Source organism: Phyllobacterium pellucidum, assembly GCF_013327855.1.
GTDB lineage: Bacteria > Pseudomonadota > Alphaproteobacteria > Rhizobiales > Rhizobiaceae > Phyllobacterium > Phyllobacterium pellucidum.
In genome coordinates this window covers 20,220-43,380 of sequence record NZ_JABUMX010000002.1, presented here as the reverse complement: position 1 = coordinate 43,380, position 23,161 = coordinate 20,220, and the positions used below count along the sequence as shown (strand labels likewise).

18 protein-coding genes and 1 tRNA gene are annotated in these 23,161 nt (G+C 59.6%); 9 read left to right on the top strand and 10 right to left on the bottom strand.

Annotation, left to right across the window (positions count from 1 at the left end; all coding sequences use genetic code 11):
- Positions 1-52: 52 nt before the first annotated feature.
- Together HQ945_RS08015 and HQ945_RS08010 are read right to left on the bottom strand one after the other, a co-directional pair.
- Positions 53-3,220, bottom strand: coding sequence for an efflux RND transporter permease subunit (locus HQ945_RS08015; RefSeq protein ID WP_113280721.1), 3,168 nt, complete (start codon positions 3,218-3,220; stop codon positions 53-55).
- Positions 3,217-4,329 (bottom strand): efflux RND transporter periplasmic adaptor subunit, encoded by a 1,113-nt coding sequence (locus HQ945_RS08010; protein ID WP_051614995.1) that lies wholly within the window; start codon positions 4,327-4,329, stop codon positions 3,217-3,219. Before HQ945_RS08010 ends, HQ945_RS08015 begins: the two co-directional genes overlap by 4 nt.
- Positions 4,330-4,964: 635 nt before the next feature.
- Here HQ945_RS08010 and tig point away from each other — a divergent pair.
- Positions 4,965-6,389 carry a trigger factor gene (gene tig / locus HQ945_RS08005; RefSeq protein ID WP_091921705.1) on the top strand — a complete coding sequence of 475 codons (1,425 nt, stop codon included), beginning with the start codon at positions 4,965-4,967 and terminating at the stop codon, positions 6,387-6,389.
- 29 nt (positions 6,390-6,418) lie between these two features.
- Here the strand turns inward: tig and HQ945_RS08000 are convergent, their stop codons facing one another.
- From HQ945_RS08000 to sfsA, 5 genes are all read right to left on the bottom strand, one after another.
- On the bottom strand, positions 6,419-7,174 hold the full coding sequence (locus HQ945_RS08000; protein WP_113280723.1) for a 3-keto-5-aminohexanoate cleavage protein: 756 nt from the start codon (positions 7,172-7,174) through the stop codon (positions 6,419-6,421).
- Positions 7,175-7,303: 129 nt separating this feature from the next.
- Positions 7,304-8,122, bottom strand: coding sequence for an AraC family transcriptional regulator (locus tag HQ945_RS07995; protein WP_113280724.1), 819 nt, complete (start codon positions 8,120-8,122; stop codon positions 7,304-7,306).
- 95 nt (positions 8,123-8,217) lie between these two features.
- The gene (radC, locus tag HQ945_RS07990) at positions 8,218-9,018 is read right to left on the bottom strand and encodes a RadC family protein (protein ID WP_113280725.1); all 801 of its coding nucleotides are present in this window, start codon (positions 9,016-9,018) and stop codon (positions 8,218-8,220) included.
- Between the two features lie 8 nt (positions 9,019-9,026).
- On the bottom strand, positions 9,027-9,857 hold the full coding sequence (map, locus tag HQ945_RS07985; RefSeq protein WP_113280726.1) for a type I methionyl aminopeptidase: 831 nt from the start codon (positions 9,855-9,857) through the stop codon (positions 9,027-9,029).
- Positions 9,858-9,875: 18 nt separating this feature from the next.
- Positions 9,876-10,580 carry a DNA/RNA nuclease SfsA gene (gene sfsA, locus HQ945_RS07980; protein ID WP_113280727.1) on the bottom strand — a complete coding sequence of 235 codons (705 nt, stop codon included), beginning with the start codon at positions 10,578-10,580 and terminating at the stop codon, positions 9,876-9,878.
- Between the two features lie 317 nt (positions 10,581-10,897).
- Between sfsA and HQ945_RS07975 the strand changes: the two genes are divergently transcribed.
- Positions 10,898-11,080: a hypothetical protein gene (locus tag HQ945_RS07975; protein WP_246272615.1), complete on the top strand. Its 183-nt coding sequence runs from the start codon at positions 10,898-10,900 to the stop codon at positions 11,078-11,080.
- 120 nt (positions 11,081-11,200) lie between these two features.
- Here the strand turns inward: HQ945_RS07975 and HQ945_RS07970 are convergent.
- The 3 genes from HQ945_RS07970 to HQ945_RS07960 form a co-directional block, all read right to left on the bottom strand.
- Positions 11,201-11,276 (bottom strand) — tRNA-Glu (locus tag HQ945_RS07970).
- 146 nt (positions 11,277-11,422) lie between these two features.
- On the bottom strand, positions 11,423-12,736 hold the full coding sequence (locus HQ945_RS07965; RefSeq protein WP_246272614.1) for a YcbK family protein: 1,314 nt from the start codon (positions 12,734-12,736) through the stop codon (positions 11,423-11,425).
- Between the two features lie 248 nt (positions 12,737-12,984).
- Positions 12,985-14,805, bottom strand: coding sequence for a PHA/PHB synthase family protein (locus HQ945_RS07960; RefSeq protein WP_113280729.1), 1,821 nt, complete (start codon positions 14,803-14,805; stop codon positions 12,985-12,987).
- A 117-nt stretch (positions 14,806-14,922) separates the two neighbouring features.
- Between HQ945_RS07960 and HQ945_RS07955 the strand changes: the two genes are divergently transcribed.
- From HQ945_RS07955 to HQ945_RS07925, 7 genes are all read left to right on the top strand, one after another.
- A complete protein-coding gene (locus tag HQ945_RS07955) occupies positions 14,923-15,282 on the top strand; it encodes a hypothetical protein (protein ID WP_036814269.1) in 360 nt (119 codons plus the stop codon).
- Between the two features lie 141 nt (positions 15,283-15,423).
- On the top strand, positions 15,424-16,641 hold the full coding sequence (locus tag HQ945_RS07950) for an LL-diaminopimelate aminotransferase (RefSeq protein ID WP_027231449.1): 1,218 nt from the start codon (positions 15,424-15,426) through the stop codon (positions 16,639-16,641).
- Between the two features lie 72 nt (positions 16,642-16,713).
- On the top strand, positions 16,714-18,030 hold the full coding sequence (locus HQ945_RS07945; protein ID WP_027231448.1) for a homoserine dehydrogenase: 1,317 nt from the start codon (positions 16,714-16,716) through the stop codon (positions 18,028-18,030).
- A 178-nt stretch (positions 18,031-18,208) separates the two neighbouring features.
- Positions 18,209-19,192 (top strand): class II fructose-bisphosphatase, encoded by a 984-nt coding sequence (gene glpX / locus HQ945_RS07940; protein WP_027231447.1) that lies wholly within the window; start codon positions 18,209-18,211, stop codon positions 19,190-19,192.
- Positions 19,193-19,344: 152 nt separating this feature from the next.
- On the top strand, positions 19,345-19,956 hold the full coding sequence (locus HQ945_RS07935) for a hypothetical protein (RefSeq protein ID WP_027231446.1): 612 nt from the start codon (positions 19,345-19,347) through the stop codon (positions 19,954-19,956).
- A gap of 77 nt (positions 19,957-20,033) precedes the next feature.
- Complete coding sequence (gene recJ / locus HQ945_RS07930) at positions 20,034-21,824, top strand: single-stranded-DNA-specific exonuclease RecJ (RefSeq protein ID WP_113280730.1); 1,791 nt, start codon at positions 20,034-20,036, stop codon at positions 21,822-21,824.
- A gap of 87 nt (positions 21,825-21,911) precedes the next feature.
- Complete coding sequence (locus HQ945_RS07925) at positions 21,912-23,156, top strand: Y-family DNA polymerase (protein WP_113280731.1); 1,245 nt, start codon at positions 21,912-21,914, stop codon at positions 23,154-23,156.
- Positions 23,157-23,161: the final 5 nt, after the last annotated feature.

Here is a 23,161-nt window from a genome sequence, read left to right as displayed (position 1 = left end):
GCACCAGCATGATGCCCGCCGACCCTTAACGCAAGCCAGTAATGGAGCGGGACTAGAAGCCCCGCGCCGGAGCCTCCACCGCGGGTTTGCGCTTGCGCCCGAATGAACGGAGCGCCACGTAGAACACCGGCGTTAGGAACAACCCGAAGAACGTAACGCCCAGCATGCCCGAGAACACGGCCGTTCCCAGCGACTGGCGCATTTCCGCGCCGGGGCCGGTTGCGATCATCAGCGGAACCACGCCGAAGATGAATGCAAATGCGGTCATCAGGATCGGGCGCAGGCGCAAACGGCTTGCCTCGATTGCGGCTTCGACGGGTGTCGCGCCGTCGTCTTGGTGTTGTCGCGCAAACTCGACGATCAGAATCGCGTTCTTCGCGGCAAGGCCGATCAACACTACAAGCCCGATCTGGGTCAGGATATTGTTGTCCATGCCACGCAGGTGCACGCCGATCAGCGCGGCGAGCACAGCGAGCGGGACGATCAGGATGATGGCAAGGGGGAGGATCCAGCTTTCATACTGAGCGGAAAGCGCCAGGAAGACGAAAATGACCGACAGGGCGAAGATGTAGATCGCCGTATTGCCGGTGCTGCGCTCCTGGAATGCGAGTTCTGTCCAGTTGAACGTCGTTCCCACCGGCAGCGTCTGCGCCGCCAGTTGCTCCATCTTGTCGAGTGCATCACCAGTCGAAATGCCCGGCGCCGGATTGCCCTGCAATGGCACCGAAACATACATGTTGTAGCGCTGCACCAGCGAGGGTCCGGTCGTGTCCCTGATCTCGATCAGCGTTCCGAGCGGCACCAATGCTCCCGTCGCCGAGCGAACCTTCAGCGCCAGAATGTCGGCCCGGTCCATGCGATATTGCTGGTCCGCCTGCGCGCGCACTTGATAAACGCGGCCGAATGCATTGAAATCGTTGACATAAGAGGTGCCGAGGTTGATCGACAGCGTCTCGAAGATGTTGGGGATCGGTACGTTCAATGCCCGCGCCTTGTCGCGGTCGATCTCGAGGAAATATTGCGGGCTCGACGCCGAGAAGGTCGTGAAGACCCCGGTGAGTCCCGGCGTCTTGTTGGCTTCACCCATCATCTGATAGGCAAGAGGCAGGATGCGGCGCATGTCCGGATTGTCGCGGTCGAGAATCTGCATCTTGAAGCCGCCGGAATTGCCGATGCCGCGGATCGACGGCGGCGGCACGGCGATGATGAAGGCCTCCTGGATGCTCTGCATCTTCGTGAAGAGCTGGCCGATGATCGCCTGCGCCGTCTCGCCCTTTGGCAGTCGCTCTTCGAAGGAATTGAACGGCGCGAACACCACGCCTGCATTCGACGCATTGGTAAAGGTGGCGCCGCTGAAGCCAGCAAACGCCACGGCATGGCTTACACCGGGAACGCTGCGGACGATGTCCGAGGCACGCCTGATCACCGCATCGGTGCGCTCCAGCGACGCGCCATCGGGCAATTGGACGACGACGATGGCATAGCCCTGGTCCATGGTCGGAATGAACCCGCGCGGTACGATATTGGCCATGTACCATGTGCCGGCGAGGAGACCCACGAAGACGAGCAGCGAGGCCAGAAGCCCGACGGTCGAGCCGACAAGATGGCGTATGATCCAGGAGTAGCCATGTGCCATTCGGTCGAAGCCCGTGTTGAAGCCGTTGGCGAGGAAGCGGCCGGCGCGCGCAAGCGGGTTTCTCGATTGCGAATGCCCGTGCGGGCGCAGGACGATTGCCGCAAGGGCCGGGGAGAGCGTCAATGAGTTGAGCGCCGAGATCGCGGTGGCGACGGCGATGGTGATGGCAAATTGCAGATAGAACTGGCCGGAAATGCCGGGGATGAAGGCGGTCGGCACGAATACGGCAATGAGTACGAGCGAGATGGCGACGACCGCCGTTCCGACCTCATCCATGGTGACGTGGGCCGCTTGCTTCGGCGTCATGCCGGACGAAAGATTGCGCTCGACGTTTTCGACGACGACGATCGCGTCATCGACGACGATGCCGATGGCGAGGACGAGGCCGAACAGTGTCAACATGTTCAGCGAGAAGCCGAAGGCAAGGAGTATGGCGAGCGTTCCGATCAACGACACCGGAATGGCGACGATGGGAATAATGGCGGTGCGCCAGGACTGCAGGAATACGAGCACGACGAGAGCCACCAGAATGACGGCCTCGATGATGGTCTTGTAGACCTCGTTGATCGATTCGGAGATGAACTCGGTCGGGTTGTAGACAATGTTGTAGGTCAGTCCGTCCGGGAAATCCTTGGCGAGTTCCTTCATCGTCTCCTGAATGGTTTCGGAGGTTGCCAAGGCATTGGTGCCGGGCCGGCTGAAAATGCCGAGCGCCACGGCGGGACTACCGTCGAGGTAACTGTTGGTCACATAGTCCTTGGCGCCGAGCTCGATGCGCGCCACGTCCTGCAACTGGACGAGGCGGCCGGTATCTGAAGCTTTGACAATGACATAGCGGAATTGCCTCGCGTCGCTGAAACGCCCTTCCGTCGTGACGGTGTACTGGAATGCACTGTTGCCCGACGTCGGCGGCCCGCCGATCGAACCGCCCGAAACCTGCACGTTCTGATCGCGCAGCGACTGGACGACGTCGCTCGCCGTCATGCCGTAGGCAGCAAGTTTCTGCGGGTCGAGCCAGATGCGCAGCGAATATTCGCGTTCGCCGAAGATGGTCAGATCGCCAACGCCGTCGAGCCGCAGGAGGACGTCGCGGATACGGGTGCGTGCATAGTTGGACGCATAGAGCTGGTCGTAGCGGTTGTTCGGCGAAAGAACGTGGATGACCATCATCAGGTCGGGCGAGCTTTTCGTCGTGGTCACGCCGAGACGCCGTACCTCCTCGGGCAGGCGCGGTTCGGCGATGGAAACGCGGTTCTGGACCAGCACCTGCGCCTGGTCGAGGTCGGTGCCGAGCTTGAAGGTAATCGTCAGCGCCATTGACCCGTCTGCGGTCGAGTAGGAGGACATGTAGAGCATGTTCTCGACGCCGTTGACTTCCTGCTCGATCGGCGTCGCCACCGTGTCGGCAATGGTTTGCGCATCCGCGCCGGGATAGGAGGTGCGCACCACGATCGTCGGCGGCGCGATTTCCGGATATTGGGCGACGGGAAGCTGCGTGTAGGCAATGCCGCCCACGATCAACAGCACGATCGACAGGACGGATGCAAAGATCGGCCTGTCGACAAAGAAATGCGCGAACCTCATTGGCCGACCCCCGTCGCCTTGGCTTCGGGTGGCAGGGTTATAAGTTCCGGCTTGACCTTTACGCCCGGACGGATGCGCATCAATCCATTGACGACGATCGTCTCGTCCCCGGTCAGACCCTCGCGAATGATGCGATAGCCATATTGCTTGGGCCCAAGCCGCACCGGCTTCGGCGTAACCGTGCCGTCTTCGCTTACTGTGTAGACGATGCGCTCGTTCTGGTCCGCGCCAACTGCATCATCAGGGACGAGGATGCCTTTATAGGTGTTCGAGGCTGAGACTTCGACGCGCCCGAACAGGCCGGGCTGCAAGACGAAATCCGGATTGGCGAAGCGGGCTCGCACCCGCATCGTGCCTGTCTGGGCATCGAGCCGGTTTTCGGAGAAGTCGAGCTTGCCCTTGACCGGTGGTTCCTTCGAGTCCGTCAGCCGAACCGTAACATCCAGCCCGCCACCGCCTTCCTGAAGGTCGCTGCCCCGCTCGCGCGCCGAACGGGCATAGGAAAGCAGGTTGCGCTCATCGACGTCGAAGTAGAAGTCGATAGGATCGAGCGAGACGATCGTCGTCAGGATCGTGTCATTGGCATTGACGAGGTTGCCAACGGAAATCAGCCTTCGATCGATGCGTCCGTCCTGCGGCGCGGTGATTTCGGTGTACATCATGTCGAGCTTCGCCTGAGCGACCGCGGCTTCCGCGCCACGCACGCTCGCCTGGCCGGCGAGATAGGCGCGGCGCTGGTCGTCGAGCGTCGATACCGACAGGGTGCCACTCCCGGTCAGCGATTCAGTGCGCTTGTACTGGGCTTCGGCGTAGGTAAGGGTGGTCTTTGCGACCTCGAGCGCCGCTTGCGCCTGATCGAGTGCAGTCTGGAACGGCCTCTGGTCAATCGTGAACAGCGGATCGCCCTTCTTGACGAGCGCACCGTCCTTGAAGTGGACCGTATCGAGATAGCCCGACACACGCGAGCGCACAGCGACCTGATCGACGGCGTCGAACCGGCCGATGAACTCATCGGCATCGATCACATCGCGAACAATGGGTTTTGCAACCGATACAGGTGGTGGAGGCGGGGCGGCAGCCTCCTGCGCCAAAGCTGAAGTTGCGGTCATAATAGCGGCTGCAAGGCCGAGTTTAACGGCGGAAATGAATGTTCGTGGCAAGGGCAGGCCTCCAAAACAATCGGACACTGAACGACCACGCGGGATGAGACAAATCAACCGGATGGAGCGGCTGAAACTGCAAATCATCGGACGATCGGGTCTAGTTACGCAAAGTCAGAATTCAACGCTCAGGTGGAGTAATTCAACCAGATACGCTCGTGCGCCCAGCCGGGCGACGCGGAGACAACCTGTCTCAAAACCCCACGAATCCAGACTTGCATAGTTCGAATCGGTTGTCACCTTGCAATCGCGACTGGTATTTAAAGGTTAAACGCCTTGCAAAACGGGCATTTTTCTCGAAGCAGCAACCGGGCTGCGCCATTGATTTTTGCCCGCAAGGCAAGTAAAGGGAGCGACCAGTCGGTGAGGGTGCAATCTCTTTCGCAACTTTGTGCCACATTCTGTGCTAGAATTCGTGTCGCAAATCGAGAGTTGCACTGGAATTAGGCAATAAAATCAACGTGGATGGTGAGTAAAGCTCCTCGTCCGCACCGGAAGCCGCAAGGGCAGGCAGTTTTCTCCCGCAATTTAGGCCAACGAGCCGGCAACGGCGGGACAAATGTTAAAAAAGTGAAGGTTTGGACATGCAGGTTACTGAAACGCTCAATCAAGGGCTGAAGCGCGAGATCAAGGTCGTCGTTCCGGCCAAGGATCTGGAAGCAAAGCTTTCCGAACGCCTCAAGGGCGCCAGCGCCAAGGCGCGCATCAATGGCTTCCGCCCTGGCAAAGTGCCGATGACCCATCTGCGCAAGATGTACGGCAAGTCGTTCATGGCTGAAGTCGTAAACGAGATTTTGAGCGATTCCTCGCGGTCCATTCTTGCCGACCGCAACGAAAAGTCCGCTACCCAGCCGGAAGTCGTAATGACTGAGGACGAGAAGGAAGCGGAAAAGGTTCTGAGCGGCGAAGCCGATTTCGAATTCTCGCTCAACTACGAAGTTCTTCCTGCCATCGAGATCAAGGACGCGTCGAACATCAGCGTGACCCGCGAAGTCGTCGATGTCAGCGACGAGGAAGTCGAAGAGCAGGTTAAGCGCGTTGCCAGCTCCGCCCAGACCTTCGAGACGAAGAAGGGCAAGGCCGAGAGCGGCGATCGCGTGACGATGGACTACCTCGGCAAAGTCGACGGCGTTCCGTTTGATGGCGGCGCCGACACCGACGCGACGCTCGTCCTCGGCTCCGGCCAATTCATCCCCGGCTTCGAAGATCAGCTCATCGGCGTCAAGGCTGGCGACGAGAAGCAGATCAACGTGACGTTCCCGGCTGAATATGGTGCTGCGCACCTTGCCGGCAAGGACGCAACCTTCGACGTCACAGTCAAGGAAGTCGCCAAGCCGGGCGAACTCGAAATCAACGACGAGACCGCAAAGAAGCTCGGCATCGAAAGCGCCGACCGCCTGCGCCAGGTCATCCGCGAACAGATCGAGAGCCAGTACGGCACGTTTACGCGCCAGAAGGTCAAGCGCCAGATTCTCGACGCGCTCGACGGTGAATACAAGTTCGAATCGCCGGAGCGCCTGATCGACGCCGAGTTCAACAACATCTGGGCACAGATCGGTCACGACCTCCAGGAAGCCGGCAAGACCTTCGAAGATGAAGACACGACGGAAGAAGAAGCGCGCGAAGAATATCGCAAGCTGGCCGAACGCCGCGTTCGTCTCGGCCTCGTCCTTTCCGAAATCGGCAACAAGGCCGGCATCGAGGTAACGGAAGAAGAGCTGCAGCGCGCCGTCTACGATCAGGTTCGCCGCTATCCGGGCCAGGAGCAGCAGATTTATGAATTCTTCCGTAAGACGCCGGAAGCCGTAAACAATCTGCGCGCGCCGATCTTCGAGGAGAAGGTGGTCGACCATCTCCTTTCGAACATCAAGGTCACCGACAAGAAGGTGACGAAGGAAGAGCTGATGGCCGACGATGAGGCGGATGCCAAGTCGGAAGAGACCAAGAAGCCTGCGAAGAAGGCCGCGCCGAAGAAGGCTGCCAAGAAGAAGACTGACGACGAGGCATAAGCCTCACTATCGATCCGGAAAGGGCGGCGTCAGCCGCCCTTTTCATTTGCGGTACCGAGAAGCGTATCGCCGCCATGCGCCAGGACCACCGCAGCCCGGATCAGGTCGGCATTGTCCTCGGCTTCCTTGCCTTCGGGAAGGAGCTTGCCATCCTCGAGGCCAATGCGTCCATCATAGCCGCGCGCAATTGCCAGGTTGAACATCGGCCAGACACTCGCTTCATCGCCGTGCAGCAGAATGGGAAGCTCGAATTTCGCCTGTTCCAGCACTGATATGATCCCAGTTGCCACCGCCATTGCCTCATCAAAGTCCTGTTCATTGACTTCAATGAGCACTCTCAGGCACTTCTTGGCGTCAGGAAGGGCAATGAAGCGCTCGGCGTCGCTTATCGACCATAGGCCGGCTTCGACGCCGATGCCCTTATCCCAGACAAGCGCCATGATCTCGGCAGCATCCTCTTCAATCAGATTGACCGATACATAGTCAGGAAGCTCCTGCCATTGCGCGATCGGGGCCTGGCGCGCCTTGCCGCCGGGTGGGATGCGCCAATGTGTCGAAACGCCGATCGGTACCTCCGGAACGCTTTCACGTATGGCGCGGATCGCGGCGCTGACATCAGAGGCGGCAAGGCTTTCGTTACCATCCAGATCCCGCGGATGTATGTGAAGCTCGCCGGCGCCTGCCGCCACGACAAGCGCGGCGTCGCGGGCAAGCTCGTCTGCCGTAAAGGGAACGGCAGCGTGAAAATCGCGGTTACGACCGCCGTTGAGGCAGGCTTGCAGCATGTGTCAGCTCCCATCTTGCCAAGGCGGCTGATCTTAGCAAACCTGCTAACAGCCATCTGTCAGCAATAACGGTTGGAGCGGCGCATGGTTGCGGCGGGCCGGCTGCCGCTGGCCCACCAATGAAAACGATCAGGACTTCACAGGTATCCAGATCTCGAGCCCGCCATTTCCGGTTCTCTGATCGAATTGCGGCCCATAGCGCTCGAAATTGGGAGCATCGGCGACCTCATGGCCAGACTCCGGAAGATAGTTGCCCCAGATGGTCATGAAGGTGCTTCGGATCGTCGAGATATGATCCTGATGCGTGAAAACGAGGTACTTCTGGGACGGAATACGGAGGCGGCTGAATGTGTCGGGAATTTCGGAGAAATCCCTGACCTCGACGCCGGCGATGTAATCGAAGTTGTTCTCATCGTCGCTATTGCAGCAAACGCCGTAGGCAATGTCGCCGACCTGACCTGCAATATGCCCGATATGCGGTGCAGACGGGATCGCCTTGCTGCTCTCGCAATTGTAGCGCGCGCCCAATCCTGCGACGAGAAGAGGCTTGCCGGCAACGACACGCGGTACTTCCAGATTTACGAGCAATGTTTCGTCCATTTTGATAGCCTCCACCAGGGGGATGTTGTCGACATGGCCTTGCGCACGAACCTGTTCCGGCGTCATGCCGAACTGATCGCGGAAGGCGCGGGTGAATGCTTCATGGGAATTGTAACCGGCCCCGAGCGCAACGCAGAGAATATCGGGAGCACCTTCGCTGAGAAGCCGGGCGGCCGAGCTGAGCCGGCGGCCCCGGATGTAGCCGCTGACCGAACAGCCAGTCACAGCCGCAAAGGCACGTGACATGTAAAAGCGCGACAGGCCCGCCGAAGCGGCGATGTCATCGAGGGTTATACCCTCGGAAAAATGCCCTTCAATGTACCAGATCGCTTTTTCGACCGTGTTCATTCAAATCTCCATGCAAGCACGATACCTGAATAGGACTTTTCAGAATGGTTCATTTGATCGGGTTTGCTGTCGAACAGGATATTGTCCGGCAATTCTCAGAAAAGTTGCAATCCCTTGAGACTGGCGTGGCTGTTCTTGCCGACGATAATGTGGTCGTGGACGACAATGCCCATCTGCGCGCCGATATTGGCGATGGTCCGTGTCATCTCGATGTCCGCCTTGGAAGGCGTCGGGTCTCCGGACGGATGGTTGTGAACCAGAATGATCGCGCTGGCGGAAAGGTACAGTGCCCGTGCGATCACCTCCCGCGGGTAAACAGGCGTGTGGTCGACAGTGCCGACCTGCTGCACCTCATCGGCAATCAACGCGTTTTTCTTGTCGAGGAACAGGATGCGCAACTGCTCGCGGGGTTCGTGGGCCATCGCGGCGATACAATACTCGATGACCTTGTTCCACGATGTCAGCAACGCCTTCTCTCGAATATCGCTGCGGATAACACGATGCGAGAGCGCGGATACCAGCTTGAGGTCGAAAGTGACGGCAGGGCCGCAGCCCTTTACTTCGCGCAGCAGGTGCTCAGGCGCGCCTAGGACTTCCGCCAGTGAACCAAAACGGGCAATGAGCGCCTTGGCAAGCGGCTTGGTGTCGCCCTGTCGGATAGAGCGGTAGAGCAGCATTTCGAGCATTTCATAGTCGGCGAAACCATCGTGGCCGACCTTCTCGAAGCGCTCCTTCATGCGATCGCGATGACCGACATAATGCGGCGTGTCATTGCCCGACTCCTTCGGCTGCGCGTTGTGCGAAGCACCGTAACGCTCAACGACTGGTTGTTTAGGGGTGGATTTTGCGGAGGGTTCGTTGAGGAAGAAAGTCGGTTCCGGCTTTTCTTCGCTCATTGCCTATCCTATCCGAGGTTCAGTCCGGGCGCGAACAGGCCGGCCGGCGATAGAGTGAATATCTCGCAGCCCGTGCTGGTGACGCCGACGGTGTGTTCGTATTGCGCGGTGAGCGAGCGGTCACGTGTCACCGCCGTCCATCCGTCTGCAAGCACCTTCACATGCGGTCGGCCGAGATTGATCATCGGTTCGATCGTGAAGATCATTCCCTCGCGCAGTTCAATACCTTCATTTGGCGTGCCGTAGTGAAGGATGTTGGGTGCGTCGTGGAAGAGCTGGCCAACACCGTGGCCACAGAAGTCGCGCACGACCGAGCAACGCTCGGCTTCGGCATAGCTCTGGATGGCAGCGCCAATGGCCCCGGTGCGCACGCCCGGCCGAACGGCGGCAATGCCGCGCATCAGGCTTTCAAGCGTGACTTCCATCAGGCGTTCAGCAGCGCGCTTGATTTGCCCGACGGGATACATGCGGCTTGAATCGCCGTGCCAGCCATCGAGGATATAGGTGACGTCGATATTGACGATATCGCCTTCGCGCAACGGCTTGTCATCGGGGATGCCATGGCAAACCACGTGGTTGATCGACGTGCAGCTCGATTTGGTGTAGCCGCGATAGTTGAGCGTCGCGGGCAGGGCGCCATGGTCGGCGCCGAACTCGAACACGAACCGGTCGATCGTATTTGTCGTGACGCCGGGCGCCACGATCGATGCCAGTTCGTCGAGGCAGCGGGCCGTCAGCTGGCAAGCCTTGCGCATCGCCTCGAACCCTTCCGGGCCGTGCAGCCGGATCTGGCCGGTATTCTTAAGAGGCGCGTTCTGTGCGTCGAGATAGGTGACCATAGTTAAGTCCGGTTGGCATCAATCGATAATTGGCATCGTGCTTATGGCAGCAATGCCCGTGGGCGTGATGTGGCATTTTACAGCGTATGCTTCAACCCCGCGCTTCATTGCCCGATCAAAAGCCATAGCGTAGACCGGGTCAAGCTCGCCGCAGATCCTCAGTCGTTCGCAATCCCCGCGCTGGACGACATAAAGCATTACACCGCGAAAACCATTTTCAACCATGTTTCCGAGCTCGTCCAGATGTTTTGCGCCGCGCGCCGTTGACGAATCGGGGAATTCGGCAAGGCCGGCTTTTCGGGAGAAATGGACGTTCTTGACCTCGACATAGGCCGGCTGACGACCGGGGCCGCGCAAAAGGAGATCGATACGCGAGTTCGCGCCATATTTCTGCTCGCGTCTCAGCTCGGCATAGCCCGAGAGCGAGGGTATCATCCCGGCAAGGATGGCTTCTTCCGCGATCCGGTTGGGCAGGCCGGTATTGATGCCGACCATCGTGCCGCCAACCTCGACCATCTGCAGCGTGTGCGGATATTTGCGTTTCGCGCCGTCGGAGAGCGAGAGCCAGACCGGAATGCCGGGATCGGTGAGGCCAAGCATCGAACCGGTATTAGGGACCGAACTCGTGATCGCAGCGCCGCCGTCGTCGAGAATGATATCGGCGAGAAAGCGCTTGTAGCGCTGGACCAGCCTGCCGGTAACGAGGGGTGAAGCGAAATTCATGATTTGGGTTTAGCCGAAGCGCAAAAAGACGGCAATCAGCGTGAACGGGTCCAGTGACAACAGATGCCGCATAAAAAAACCTGCCTCTAAAGGCAGGTTAGTTTGCTCTGGGGTGGGAGAATCGGGTCCGAGTGGAGGTAAACCGAACCCTACTGCCGGCAAATGAGTCCCGGCAATAAGGAGATGATAGGTCAGCCGCCGATATCGGTCTCATAACTTTGTCTAACAGTGCGTGATAAAGCTTGAAAATGCCGGGGTGTTCGAACCGCTTTCGCTGACCCATTCTATGTATGGGGACGAAACAAACAGGAGAGAACATGATGAACTTCAAGTTTTTCTTACCCGTCGCAGCCGTCGCCGCGCTCACTTTGGCCGCATGCGACAACAAGCCGAAAGAGGGTGAAACCAGCGCGCCTGCCACGACATCCGAGCCGACCACACCGGATCCGGCGCCAGCGACACCTGCTCCCGAGCCAGCAAAGCCTGCGCCATCCAACTGAGTCGTGTAAACGCCAAATCGTGCGGCCAGCTCGCGCAGGGCTGGCCGTTTGCACGGGATACGCGCCACAAAAGCAAACGAGCTTTGCGCTTTAAGGTTCTGATTTTCCAAGAAGAAAACCTGGTACGCCCAAGGGGAATCGAACCCCTGTTTCCGCCGTGAAAGGGCGGCGTCCTAGACCGCTAGACGATGGGCGCCCCGCAGGTAAGCGGCTTATAGTGAAACAGTTTTTGCGCCGCAACCCCATTGAGCATTCTTTTTTCAAAAAAAATGAAGATTGTTCAACTTGCGCGTTAGCCGACACAGGACAGCGTCTAAGGACGAGGCGGTTTTCGCGGTGCGGCTAGCCACGGCCACGCGAGCAGCGCCAGTTCCAGTCGCGGGTCGGTCCGATGTCCACATGAACCGATTCGGTGTGACAATAAGTTCCAACGCCGCCACGGCCGGGCATGGAGCGGGCAAAATTGGCCAGAACCCACTTGGAAACGCCCGGCACCTGAATATCGGCGGCGGCGCATGACATATGGAGCGAGGCCTTGGCGCCATTTACCAGGCGGTTGTAGGGCGGGCTGCGATAGCCGGAGGTGACGATTACCGCTTTGCCGAAGCGGCGCTCGATCGACTTGAGGAAGCCGACGAGCTGCGGCTTGAGACATGCGACCTGCACATTCTCGCGCTGCACCTTCAAGCCGTTCGGGGCGAGACGCGCGAGGCCGGCAGCGGAAGCGAGGATCACCTGTGCCGGCGCAGCCTCGACGTCATCGTCTTCGTAAAGGCTGTCGCGCTGCATGATCTGAATGCCGGCATTCGGGCGAACGCCGGGCAAGGACGACAGATGCTCGGTCTTGCCTTCGAATGATTCGGCCGAGGGAAGCGCGGCCGATGCCGTCTGGACCGGAGGCTCGGCGGAGCGAAGCTGCGGTTGGGATCTTGGCTGGATGATTGCAACCTGGCGGCTTGCCGCTGGCCTGTTCTGGCTGTTGCCGAAAAGGCGAAGGAGGAGACCGCTGTCCTTGTTCGGGGCGGTGGCAGCCGCCGCCTTGGTCTCGGCGGGCTTGACGTCTGCATTGGCTGCAGCCTCGTCGGGCTTCGCCGTCTCGGCGCTGGCCGGTGCTTCCGCGGCCTCGGCAGGCTTCGGCGCAGCCTTTTGCGGCGCTGGTGCGCCTTCACCGCGCATGCTGTTGCCGAAGAGCGAAGTCTTGGCCGGAGCTGCCGCTGCTGCGGCGCTTGCGACATCTAAGGTGCCTTCCGGCTTTGCCGGCGCGCTCGAACCGAAGAGCGAGGTTTTCTGCTGCGGAGCCGCTTCGACCGGTGCGGTGGCCGCTGCCTGCTGTTCTGTCGACGCGACTGCCGCAGCAGCCTTGGCGTCGGCTGGCTTCGTTGCATCCTTCATGGCTTGCAGGGCATTGGCTTCGGTGTTGCCGGCGAGCGCAAGCGCTTCGGGCGATACTGTCGCCGTGCCGGTGGAGGGCATACCGTGTTCTGAGGTGGACTTGGCTTCGGCAGTTTGTGTCGACTCGGCAGCGCTGGTCAGTGCGGAGGTCACGCTGGGGCTGGTGCCAGTGGTGCAGGAGGTTGCTGCGAATGCGGAGAGCGCAACGACGCATGCGACGGTACTTGCCCGCAAGGCAGAAACTGAGGCTGGCAGTATTTTCAACGATTCCCCCGTCTCGTCTTTCGCGATTTCCGTGGATCGTGGAGACCGCTTTTATAAGAGCAGAAAGCTCGCGAAGTTTTGTCTAAGTGCAAAAACACCGGCGTAGAGTCGCCAGAGTTAAAGACTTTTAGGTATCTGCACAAGTCGTCCAGTATAGATAGAATGAGGCGAAAACGTGATTGGCCGCTTTTTTGCCATTGTCTTCACCTGTGCTTTGGCAGCCGCCGCCGGTTCGAATCAACTCTTTCCTACACCCTGACGCGAACATAGGTTCCTGGTGCTTCGGCCAGAATCTCAACGTTTTGTTCGCCGGGTTTGCGTGCGGAAACGCGTTCTGGAGCCTGTGTTTCGATCCATTTTTCCCAGTGGTTCCACCAGGAACCCGGGTGCTCCCGGGTTTTGGCGACCCAGTCATCAAAATTGCCGATGGGAGCTCCGCCCGTCCAATATTGGTATTTGTTCCTGGCCGGCGGATTGACGACACCGGCAATATGGCCCGAACCGGCGAGGACGTAGGTGACATCCCCACCAAAAAACTTGCACCCGGTAAAGACCGAAAGGGCTGGAGCGATGTGGTCTTCCTTGGCCGCAAGGTTGTAGATCGGAATCTTGACATCGGCGAGGGAGAGATTTTCGCCGGCGAGTTGCATCATGCCGCGCACCAAATTGTTGTCGAGATAGCAATTGCGCAGATAGTAGGAATGGTTGGCTGCGCTCATCCGCGTCGCGTCGGCGTTCCAATAGAGAAGGTCAAAGGGTAGGGGATCGCGGCCGCGCATGTAGTTGTTGACGACATAGGGCCAGATAAGGTCGCCGGAGCGCAGCATGTTGAAGGCCGTCGCCATGCGCGTGCCTTCAAGGTAGCCCTCGGCAGACATCGCCTTTTCCAATGCACTGATCTGGTCTTCATCGACGAAAACCTTCAGATCGCCGGCATGGGTGAAATCCACCTGTGTGGTGAAGAGCGTCGCGCTCTTGATGCGGTCCTCGCCCTCTCTGGCAAAAAGCGCAAGCGCCGCACTCAGCAGCGTACCGCCGACGCAATAGCCGATGGCATTGACACCTTTTTCGCCCGTGGCTTTTTCGATGGTGTCGAGGCCAAAGCGCAGCCCTTCGTTGATATAGGCCGTCCAGTCCTTGTGAGCATGGCGCTCGTCTGGATTGACCCAGGAGATGACGAAGACCGTGTGTCCCCGATCAACTGCCCATTTGATGAATGATTTTTCCGGGTTGAGATCGAGAATGTAAAATTTGTTGATCCAGGGCGGGCAGATGAGAAGTGGGCGCTTGAGCACCTTTTCCGTCGTCGGCTCGTACTGGATGATCTCGGCGACTTCGCTGCGCGCGATGACCTTGCCCGGCGTGGTGGCTACATTCTCGCCAAGCGAGAATTTTGTCGTGTCGGACTGGCGGAGCCTGAGGTCACCGCCGCCGGCGGCGATATCTTCTGCAAGCATCTTCATGCCGCGGACAAGGTTTTCCGCGTTGCTGGCGACTGTTTCCTTATAGAGTTCGGGATTGGTCATGAGAAAATTGCTCGGCGAGGCCGCAGTCGTAATCTGCTTCACGTAGAAGGAGGCCTTATGCCGCGTATGCTCGTCGAGCCCTTCGGTGTTTTCGACGAGCTCGGCGGCCCAGCGGGACGTGACGAGATAGGCCTGCTTGAGAAAATCGAAAAAGGCGTACTTGCCCCAATCCTCGTCGGCAAAGCGTTTGTCGCCTTTGTCGGGCGTGACGACATCCTCCACGTCTTCGCCGCTCATGCGGCGAATGGAGTTCGACCAGATCGCCATATAGCTGGTGAACAGCCTTGTCTGGGCCTCGAGGGCACGCGCCGGTTCGGCGAGCCAATATTCGGAAACCTTGGAGAGTGTCTTGACGACATCGGTCACAGGGTCGGCAAGCGTATCGCGCTTCAGGCCCTTTTCGCGCGGCTCAACCCAGGCGGATGCGGCCTTGCCGGCCTGCTCGATCATGTGGGCGACATTGCGGGCAAACGCCTCTGGATCCTTGATGACATAATTATCAAGGTTCGGCGCTTTGCCTGTCTTGTCCCCTTGATTGTCCATGCAGGCACTTCCTCCCATGTCGCACAATATTGACATCATATCATAAATTGGTGCTATCCCTCTAACGTGCAATTGTTATCGTCATTATGAATTCGTTTTTCGCAATCGGGACATAAAATGAACTTGCCGGTCAAAAACCTCATGCGCCTTTCATTCGGCGCCGTTCTGATTTCGGGGCTCGGCGCCTGCGCAAATAACTCGGCGCAGCCGGTCATGGCGAATTCGCCGCTGACCGGACCCGTCAATACCGGCACCTATCCGCATTTTACGCCGGACCCGAAGGGCGAGACGACGCAATTTACCCCGGAAGAGAAGCAGGCGCTGATCGCCAGGACGACGGCGGCAAAGACAGCCGCGCAATCCGGTCCCTCGGCCGATCCGGCGGCGGCTGCCAAGAAGCAGGCGGATTTGCAGAAGCTGATCAAGCAGCAGCAGGACGATTTGACGGCGATCGAAGGCAAGAAGACAACGCCCTAGTTTTGGCCGCATCTTTCCCACAATGAGGTGGGAGGCTGTCGCGATCGCCGGCGCGAATGCCCGCAATGATTACTCGACCGCTGTAGCGTTTCGTTGTATAGCGCGACGCGCATAATTAACCCTTTTAACCGGACCCAGCCTATGGAAGAATTTCATAAAGTTCGCCGCCTCCCGCCTTACGTTTTCGAACAGGTGAATCGCCTGAAGGCGAGCGCGCGAGCGGCGGGTGCGGATATTGTCGATCTCGGCATGGGCAACCCAGACCTTCCGACGCCCCAGGGCATTGTCGACAAGCTGTGCGAGGCCGTGCAGGACCCGCGCACGCATCGCTATTCGGCATCGAAAGGCATCCCCGGTTTGCGCCGCGCCCAGGCCGCCTATTATGAGCGGCGCTTCGGCGTGAAGCTCAATCCGGATACGCAGGTCGTCGCGACCCTTGGCTCGAAGGAAGGCTTCGCCAACATGGCGCAGGCGATCACCGCTCCGGGCGACGTCGTGCTTTGCCCCGATCCGACCTATCCGATCCATGCTTTCGGCTTCATCATGTCGGGCGGCGTCATTCGCTCGATTCCGGCAAAGCCCGACGATCAGTTCATTCCGGCGTTGGAACGCGGCATTCGCCACTCCATTCCAAAGCCGCTGGCACTTATTCTGAATTATCCGTCCAATCCGACCGCCCATGTGGCGTCGCTCGATTTCTACAAGGATGTCGTCGCTTTCGCCCGCAAGAACGAGATCATCATTCTATCGGATCTCGCCTATTCGGAGATCTATTTTGACGGCGCGCCGCCTCCCTCCGTTTTGCAGGTGCCGGGCGCGATCGATGTCGCGGTCGAGTTCACATCGATGTCGAAGACCTTTTCGATGCCCGGATGGCGCATGGGCTTTGCCGTCGGCAATGAGCGGCTGATAGCGGCGCTGACCCGGGTCAAATCATACCTCGATTACGGCGCGTTCACGCCTATCCAGGTTGCGGCGGCCGCTGCACTCAACGGCGACGGGTCCGACATCGCGGAAGTGCGCGGCATCTATAAGCGCCGGCGTGACGTGCTCGTCGACAGCTTCGGCCGGGCAGGCTGGGATGTACCGCCACCGGCGGCGACCATGTTCGCCTGGGCGCCGATCCCGGAAAAATTCCGCAGCCTCGGCTCGCTCGAATTCTCCAAGCTGCTGATCGAGCACGCTGACGTTGCGGTCGCCCCCGGCATCGGTTTCGGCGAGCATGGCGACGACTACATCCGCATCGCTCTTGTCGAGAACGAGCACCGGATACGTCAGGCCGCACGCAGTCTGAAGCGGTTTCTTGCCACGGCCGACGAAAAACTGCACAACGTCATCCCGTTGAACGTTCGTCGTTGATCTGGCGGCGTTCGCAGTAAAATCGGCGGCGCCATCCGGCGCCGTTTCAGCAAAATTTCAGGGAATTGCATGATGAGTGAAGCGCTGCGCGTGGGTATCGCCGGACTGGGTACTGTTGGTGCCTCCGTTCTGAAAATATTGCGTGACCGGGGCGAAATGCTCACTCGCCAGTGCGGCAAGGAAATCGTGGTTACCGCCGTTTCGGCGCGTGACCGCAAGCGCGATCGTGGCGTCGACTTTTCCTCAGCGAGCTGGTTCGAAGACCCGGTTGCCCTTGCCAAATCAAACGACATCGACGTTTTCATCGAATTGATCGGCGGTGACGAAGGGCCGGCGCGTGCCGCCGTGGAGGCTGCGCTGAAATCCGGCCGGCACGTCATCACCGCCAACAAGGCGCTGCTTGCCAAGCATGGCGTCGCCTTGGCAAAGATCGCGGAGGATAAGGGCGTTCTCCTCAACTTCGAGGCAGCGGTCGCCGGTGGCATCCCGGTTATCAAGGCGCTGCGCGAGTCGCTCACCGGCAATACTGTTTCGCGCGTCTATGGCATCATGAACGGCACCTGCAACTATATCCTCACGCGCATGTGGGAAGAGGGTATCTCGTTCGATGCCTGTCTCGCCGATGCGCAGCGTCTCGGCTATGCGGAAGCGGACCCGACCTTCGACATCGAGGGCAATGATACGGCACACAAGCTCGCAATCCTGACGAGCCTTGCATTCGGCACTCAGATCTCCGCGGACGACATCTATCTTGAGGGTATCAGCAACATCTCGCTCGCCGATATCAAGGCGGCCGACGAACTCGGCTATCGCATCAAGTTGCTGGGCGTGGCCCTGAAAACCGACAGTGGCATAGAGCAGCGCGTTCATCCGACGATGGTGCCGGTCGAATCCGTCATTGCGCAGGTCCACGGCGTCACCAATGCGGTCGCGATTGAAACCGATCTTCTGGGTGAATTGCTGTTGTCAGGACCTGGCGCCGGCGGCGCGGCGACGGCCTCGGCCGTTATTGGCGACCTTGCCGATATTGCCAAAAGCCGGCCGGGTTTCCAGCACGGTCCTGTGTTCGGTACACCGGCAAAGGCGCTGGCGCCTTACAAGCGGGCGCGGATGCGCTCGCACGAGGGCGGCTACTTCATCCGCCTGACGGTGCACGACCGCGCCGGCGTGTTTGCCGCTATCGCCAAGCGCATGGCTGACAACGATATCTCGCTTGAATCCATCGTCCAGCGCCAGAGCGCCGACAACCAGCCGGAAGCGACGAAGACGGTTATTCTTGTCACGCACGAGACCACTGAAGCTGCGGTGAAGAAAGCGCTCGAAGGGATCGTCAAGGATGGCCACGCGACCGACAAACCGCAGATGATCCGTATCGAACGGGCGGGTTGAGACCGCCTCGCGCAGCCGCAACCACTGGAAGAAACTGCGCCTAGGGCGTTTAATCGATTAGCTTTTTTGCGAGCCCTTGCCGCATCGGTGCGACTTTGACAAAAGGTTGCATACCGACGCTAAGGAGAGCTGTGGCGATCCGAAAATACGGCGTCGCCACACCAACGCAGGAAAAACTATGCTGAAAACCTCCGAACAAAATGGTCTCGATCGCATCCTTACCCTCGAATTGGTGCGCGTAACCGAGCGGGCAGCGGTGGCTGCTGCACGCCTGCGCGGCCGGGGTGACGAGATGGCGGCCGATCAGGCGGCTGTGGATGCGATGCGTCAGGAGCTCAACCGGCTCCCGATTGCCGGAACCGTGGTGATCGGCGAGGGTGAGCGCGATGAGGCGCCGATGCTCTACATCGGCGAAGAAGTCGGCACGCGGAACGGTCCCGCCGTCGATATCGCCCTCGACCCGCTTGAAGGGACGACGATCTGCGCCAAGAACCTGCCGAATTCTCTCGCAGTCATCGCGATTGCCGAGAAGGGCAATCTTCTCTATGCGCCCGACGTCTACATGGAAAAGATCGCCGTTGGTCCGGGTTATCCAGCCGGAATCATCAATCTCGACGCGCCTGCCATCGAAAATATCACCGCCGTTGCCAAGGCGAAGGGCGTGCCGCTCAACGAAATCACCGCCTGCATCATGGACCGCCCGCGGCATGCGCGCCTGATCGAGGAGGTGCGTGCGACGGGCGCTGCAATTCGCCTGATCGGTGATGGCGACGTTGCCGGCGTCATCCATACGACGGATCCGGACGAGACCGGTATCGACATCTATCTCGGCATTGGCGGCGCCCCTGAGGGCGTACTTGCCGCGGCGGCGCTTCGCTGCATCGGCGGCCAGATGCAGGGGCGTTTGCAGCTCAACAGCGACGACAAGATCGCACGCGCCGCCAAGATGGGCATCTCCGATCCCAAGAAGGTCTATACGATGGAAGAAATGGCGAAGGGCGACGTGCTCTTTGCCGCCACGGGCGTGACCGACGGCAACATGCTCAGCGGCGTCAAGTTTGCCCGCGACTACATCCAGACGCATACGGTCGTCATGCGTTCGCATTCGCAAACGGTGCGCGAGATCAAGGCCAAGCATCAGGACATGGCCAAGTTTCAGTAACGACGCGCCCGCCTTCACATAAAGCTGCCTGTCTCGTTCAGGACCGGCAGCTTTTTTTTTACGATAATTACTGCTGATTTCACTCTACCCTATTGGGATCACGTGTTTTTTGGTATTTTGTCATATGAGTACCTCTTCGCAACGGGTCAGGCATGAATATCCATTACGGAATTGTCTGCAATATATTGTCGATACTTTTGGTTTTAGTGCCGTTTTCTCCGCTTCATGCGCAGGAAACGGACCTGGATCTCATTCAAGGCTACCGTTCGCGCGACATCCTCGTCGGTCTGCCTGATACCTCCGGCCCCTTCACCGTCATCAGCCGCAATGCCGATCCGCAGAATTTCAGCGCGACTGTCGAATATGGCGGCGTGGATGCGCGAGCGATCGTCTCGGTCAACGGGGTCCGTGCCAGCAATGTCGCCGGCATGTACCCGGTCAAGGACGGCCCCGATGATCCCGTGGTGCGCAGCTTGCTCGACCAGGCATTCCAATACCATTCGAGCCAGCCCAATCAGGTGGCGCAGCGGACCAATATAAGCTACGGCAACCGCGCCATGGCCTGTGTCAGCTCTGACGATCCGCAGAAGAAGGACGATTTTCTCGTCTGCGCCACCGGCGTGCTCGGGCGCTACATGCTTATACAGCCCGTAATGAATTATCGCCTCAGCTCCAAAGAGGTGGTCGACCGGCAACTTGCCGACTTTGCCTCCGCCATGGCCTCCGCCATCAGCGAACTTGCGCTGCCTCCTGCCAGCAACTGACACCCGTTGGCGTGATTGGCGTTGGATAGGCCTTTCGAAGCATTGCTTTCGCAGTCGGCGGGTGATTGAACGATGCAATGACATCGGCACGGCTCTTCCTCGGCGTTGAAAAATCGGCAACCGGCCTGAAATGGGTGGACCGGCTCGCCCAGCGCGAGGCGAACATTGCGCTCGCTATGGCGCAGAACCATGGTTTCCCGGATATCGTGACCCGCGTGCTGGCCGGCAGGGGTGTCGGGCTCGACGAGGCGGTTGCCTTCATGGACCCGACGTTGAAAAGCCTCATGCCCGATCCCACATCGCTGACCGATATGGAAATTGCCGCGGCACGCATCGCAAGGGCAATTGCGGACCGCGAAAAGGTCGCCATCTTCGGCGACTACGACGTTGACGGGGCGGCCTCCTCGGCGATCCTGTCAAGGTTCCTCAGCCATTATGGCATCGCCAACCGCATCTACATCCCTGACCGGATTTTCGAAGGCTACGGTCCCAATCCTGCGGCGATGCAGGAACTCGCGCAGCAGGCGAGCCTGATCGTAACGGTCGACTGCGGAACCAACAGCGCGGCCGCCATCGAGGCGGCGAAGGCTGCGGGCGCCGATGTCGTCGTGCTCGACCATCACCAGCTTGGCGGCGCGTTGCCAGCTGCCGCGCTTGCCGTGGTCAACCCCAATCGCGAGGACGATCTTTCGGGGCAGGGCCACCTTTGTGCTGCAGGCGTCGTGTTCCTGACGCTCGTGCAGACGTTGCGCGCGATGCGCGAACAGGGTGTCGGCGCGAGCGCGCCCCCGTTCGACCTCTTGTCGTTGCTCGACCTTGCCGCGCTTGCGACCGTTTGCGATGTCGTGCCGCTGCAGGGACTCAACCGTGCCTTCGTCGTCAAGGGCATTCTTGTCGCGCGGGCCCAGCAAAATGTCGGCCTCGCGGCCCTCGCGCGCGTTGCACGCATCGGTGAACCGCTCAATGCCTTTCATTTCGCCTATCTGATCGGCCCTCGCATCAATGCCGGCGGGCGTATCGGCGATGCTGGCCTCGGCGCGCGTCTCTTGACGCTGGACGATCCAAACGAAGCGCTGCGCATTGCCGAGGAACTCAACCGCCTCAATCAAGAACGCCAGGCGATGGAAACCGCCATGCTGGAACAGGCTGAAGCGGAGGCAATGACCGAACTTTCAGCGGCCGCCGGCCCCGCCATCGTCGTTACCGCGAATGACGACTGGCATCCGGGGATCGTCGGGCTGATCGCGGCCCGGCTGAAAGAAAAAACCCGGCGTCCGGCTTTTGCCATCGCGTTCAATGCCAATGGCACCGGCGCGGGCTCCGGCCGCTCCATCCACGGGTTCGACCTCGGCAGGCTGGTACGCGGCGCGGTCGAACAGGGCTTTCTCGTCAAGGGCGGCGGGCATGCCATGGCAGCCGGCATAACCGTGGAACGCGGCAAACTCGGCGCCTTGCGGGCCTTTTTCGAAGAAAATGCAGCGGCCATGGTCGGGGAATTGCGCGGCAATGAATCGCTGGAAATCGACGGAGCGCTCAGCGCCGCCGGCGCCACCGTGGCCTTGCACGACCTGATGGAGCGGGCGGGACCCTACGGCTCGGGGCATCCACAACCGGTGCTTGTACTGCCGCATCACCGTCTTACCGATGCGCGGGAAGTGGGAAGCGGCCATGTGCGAGCGACACTCGTCAGTGCCGATGGCTCGCGGATCAATGCCATGGCGTTTCGCGCTGTCGGTGGCCCGCTCGGCGATTTCCTGTTCAAAAATCTCGGCCAAACCATCCACGTTGCGGGCAATCTATCCCTCAACCACTGGAATGGTTCGACAACCACACAGTTTCGCATTCTCGACGCGGCACGTGCTGTCTGACCGGAGCTTCTTCGCAATTGCCAAGATTGCTGTTTTAATTCCGGAGCAAATGTTCTATTTTTGTTCTCAATGTGAGAGCCCCGGAACATGCGCAAGCCGACCCATCCTGAAAAGCTATATCTGGATTTTGACAGTTTCTTTGCGAGCGCCGAGCAGCAACTCAATCCGGCGCTGCAGGGTAGGCCAATAGCGGTCGTTCCGCTCGATTCTCCCTATACCAGCGTGATCGCCGCAAGCCGCGAAGCCAAGCCATTCGGCGTCAAGACGGGCACTTCAGTACGTGAGGCGCGGGAGAAATGTCCGGACATCGTGTTCATCGAGGCGCGGCCTGATGTATACGTGCGCCTGCACAACCGCATTCTTGAAATCATCGAGCGGTGCGTTCCGATCGCCGCGGTGCGCTCGATCGACGAACTGGCCTGCACTCTGCTCGAATCCGAAGCGCGGCAGGCAGCGGAGCTCTCGTCGCGCATCAAGCGATCGTTGCGCCACGAGTTTGGTCCGGTGCTCACCTGTTCGATCGGCATCTCGTTCAATGAACTGCTCGCCAAGGTTGCGGCGGAGATGGATAAGCCGGATGGCTTCGTGGTTCTCGACCACGCCGATCTGCCGGGGAAATTGCTGGGTCTTGCCTTGCGCGATCTGCCGGGTATTTCCAAGGGCATGGAGACGCGTCTCATAGAGGCAGGTGTCACCGATATCGCAGGCCTTTGGGCACTTGCTCCCAAGCACGCGCGGGCGATCTGGAACAGCGTCGAAGGCGAACGTTTCGTTGCCGCCTTGCACGGCTACTCCGTCGAAAAGCCGGAAACGATCACGCGCATGTTCGGCCATGGCCGCAATTTGCCTCCGGACTGGCGGACGCCGCAGAAGGTGCTGCAATGTGCGCGTCTTTTGACAATGAGCGCGGCACGGAGGCTGCGCCGTTCACATCATCGCGCCGGGGCGCTGACCTACACCGTGGGCACGCGCCGCGAAAGCCGCACAAGCATGGACAAGCGGTTCAGGCCGGCGCGCGACGATCATACTTTTCTCAATGCACTCAATGGATTGCACGAGAAATTTGTGATGTCAGGCGAGATGAACAACATCAGTTCCGTCACCGTCGTCCTGCATGAGCTCTCCGAGGAGCAGGAAGCCAGTCGCGACCTGTTCGATACGCGCGACAGCCGTCAAGCGCAGAGTCAGTGGGAGCGGGTGTCGGATGTTCTCGACACGATTAGGGTAAGGCACGGATCCAAGGCGCTGAACCTTGGTCCAGCGAATGGGCCCGGAAACTACATAGGGTCGAAGATCGCATTTGGCCGAATACCTGCCGCCGAAGATTTTTGAGGGAC